Here is a 3,062-nt window from a genome sequence, read left to right as displayed (position 1 = left end):
TCCAGGACGCAATTTTGACACAATGGAAACATTTTGACACAATGGGAAAGATATTGACACAATGGGAAATATATTGCCACAATTCCTGATGCCTGATGTACCTTTACTTATCACTTTGCATTTTTTCATCGCCATTTTTTTAAAATATATACACTAGATTTTTCAATTGCCCTGAGTAACATAAGTAAATCGCGAAATTCAACCTCTATATATACTCATGTACTCACTATCGAATTCGATATGCACTTACTCATTGCAGTAATCTGTTCTATACAGCATCCCAAACATACAACACTCAAAAATGCTGGCTGACCGGTTTAAGCAACATTTGCAGAATTCCGACCAACTTCGCCCAACTTCGACAACACTTGCAAATTGGAGCAACATTTTTTTAAGGCTACAGATGTAGCCTTAAAACTTTTTATCCGCTTTCTTTTATCGCTTGCCGCCGTTAGTAATACTATGTAACATGCAAAGCCTGCAATCGATGAATCAAGGTACACCCATGACATCTTGCGGGTATCAGGTTCAGTATCTGATTGGCAATAAGTCGTACTACAATGGAAATTTTTAGCCATACAAATTAGCAGCTCCGTTTAGCATGCTTTGACTTTCCGATCACCGGTACATAGATACAACAGTTGAATGGCGCAAGTACCCAGATATGGCCACATTGGATAAAAGTGGGTCAATTAGTTTTTTTTGGGTCGAAAAGTATTTTTTTGGCCACATTGGCAAAATATGGCCACATATTTTTTCATTGCCTTTGAAACAAGACCAAGCCTTACCTTCTACGCGTAAATGAAATGTGCCTGTAAAAATGAGAACAGTTTCTCTGTCAGAATCGAGGTGTAAACATACAACAGCTATGATAAGAATACTTACCTTAATGAAGGGCTACTTTCTTTTACAAGGGCGAATGATATACCCCAGGTAATTTCTCATTATATTTATATAGTTCTTCAGCTATAATAAACGTTGTCGGCTATGAGAAATATACTTTTGGTAGACGATGACACCGTCTGCACCTTCGTAAGCTCGAAACTGCTTGAGAAAATAGGAAACGTGAATGTTCGAATAGCTGCCAATGGAGAGGACGCGTTGGCGCTTTTTAAACAATACTACGCTCACTCTAATTTGACTCCTGATATTATACTTTTGGATTTAAATATGCCTGTGATGGATGGCTTCGAGTTTTTGGAGCACTTTGCAGCATATAATATTCCTAATAAGGAAACTATAAGAATTATTGTTCTTACATCCTCTCAAAATCCTGACGATGTGCATAGGGCCAAACAACTGGGCGTTAATCGCTTCTTAACCAAACCGCTTTTGGAAAAAGACCTGCGGGAGATTCTGACGTTTTAATTTTTTGCCTAAAAAGCAATCAGACGTTGTCAGTAATATATATAATGGCTTGGCTCTTTTGCTACGCCTTTTAAAACCGACAGACACCGAAGAAGGCCAACCTTTTCATCTTACGAGAGTTGATAAAAATAACCTTGATAATCCGGCTGGACAAAAGGGACACACGTCAAATTGCTTATTCGGACCTTGGACGGCTCAAATGGACTCCGAAATAATACTGAATATTGTTTGCAGCGAGTAATTTAATAAATACTGCTAGCATCCCGGTTCTAGGTATGTACAGACAGGCATCAACAATTTCTTTTGTATCGCAGAGTTTATTTATCTCCGCCTTGACAGCCGCCTTCCGGTCAAGATCATTATTGAATATTGTAACAACAATTCGCATGCCTATGCGTCATTTTACGAAGTTCAAAATTCAGCACTATCCATACATTGACAAAGATCATTAAAATCAATGATGTTAGTATTGCAAATTGAAAAGGCTGCCCGTTGTCGGGCAGCCCTGCACATGCGTTTACACGGTTAGGTCAGGCGGCCTGCTGGCCTTGCGTATCACTTCCGAAATTAAAATTAATCTTCGAAAAAGAGTCAATTGCCTGCTGCTTCATCTTGTCCCGTACCTGCGCATAGATTTGTGTAGTCCTCACATGCTTATGGCCCAGTAGCTTGGAGACTATATAAAGATCGTTGGTAGCTTCAAGCATGTTGGTGGCATACGTATGGCGGGCCGTATGAAAGCGCATCTTCTTTTCATTTAACCCGGCTGCCTTTGCCCATTTTTTTATCGCATGATCAACCTGCCGGTGAACAAGATTCGTCTTCCGGTTTTTCTCTTTGGCCTCCGGAAATATATATATACTATTTTGACCACCCGCAGCTTCACGCTCTTTGAGAATACTGACCGCCTGAGCGGTCAGTGGTAAAAATTCTACTGAGCTGGTCTTATTCTGCTTGAAGTGAATAAACCATTGTTCATGTACATAATCTTCTCCCTTGTCATTCTTCCTGTTTTCTTTGCGCTTGATAATATTTGACCATTGAATCTGGTTGGCATCACCCCAGCGCAGGCCTGTGAAGCAGGAAAACAGATAGACAAGTTTGAACTGGTGTTTGATCTTGCAGGGGGTGTTCGCCAGAAGCTGAAGCTGGTCAATCGTCCAAGCAGTACGGGGCGGTTCGGTTTTCTTCAGCCGTTCATGAAAGGGAACCTCATGCCACGGATTGCGCGCGATCACGCCGCTTCTTACAAGAGCATTCAGTGCGCCGTTGATGTTCTGCATATAAGTTAATACAGAGTTGACTGTGACCGATTGTAGCATGAATTGCTCTAAGTCTTTGAGCCATTCCAGATTTACCGCCGCAATAGGAATCGATTTTTTTCCAACAAACTTCCGAAGTTGATACAGTGTGGCTGTCCGCTGGTTGTTGAAGGCTTTCTTGGCCAAATGTTCGGTAACAAACTCAACAAAATCTTTCCGGCTTTTTTTCTTGTCTACCAGTGCGTGCGTATTGACTATATAGTCATGTTCGCGCTCGGCTCGAATGTCCTGAGCAAGTTTATACTTCTCCGAGTCCTCGGCGGTAGGCTTCTTCCGGTTTACACAAATGTCAAGAAATTCGTAGTGTCTTTTCTTGTTATGATAAATATCCAAATACAAGGACACTTTTCCGTTGCTGAGTTCTTTTTCTCT

Annotated in this window: 2 protein-coding genes; one reads left to right on the top strand and one right to left on the bottom strand. The window is 41.1% G+C overall.

The features are described from left to right. Window positions 1-987: 987 nt before the first annotated feature. Window positions 988-1,368, top strand: coding sequence for a response regulator (locus VIN08_RS00240; RefSeq protein WP_331958449.1), 381 nt, complete (start codon window positions 988-990; stop codon window positions 1,366-1,368). Window positions 1,369-1,898: 530 nt separating this feature from the next. On the opposite strand, the gene VIN08_RS00235 is transcribed toward VIN08_RS00240, so the two are convergent. Continuing rightward, the coding region (locus VIN08_RS00235) for a tyrosine-type recombinase/integrase (protein ID WP_331958446.1) at window positions 1,899-3,062 on the bottom strand (1,164 nt) is incomplete at its 5' end.

Source organism: Ohtaekwangia sp. (assembly GCF_036568665.1).
Taxonomy (GTDB): Bacteria; Bacteroidota; Bacteroidia; order Cytophagales; family Cyclobacteriaceae; genus Ohtaekwangia.
Note: the sequence above shows the minus strand (reverse complement) of the source record. Positions and strands in the feature narration are given on the sequence as shown.

Excerpts from the sequence above, each read along its gene's own strand:
- VIN08_RS00240 (WP_331958449.1), top strand. The coding sequence starts at position 988 with ATGAGAAATATACTTTTGGTAGACGATGACACCGTCTGCACCTTCGTA.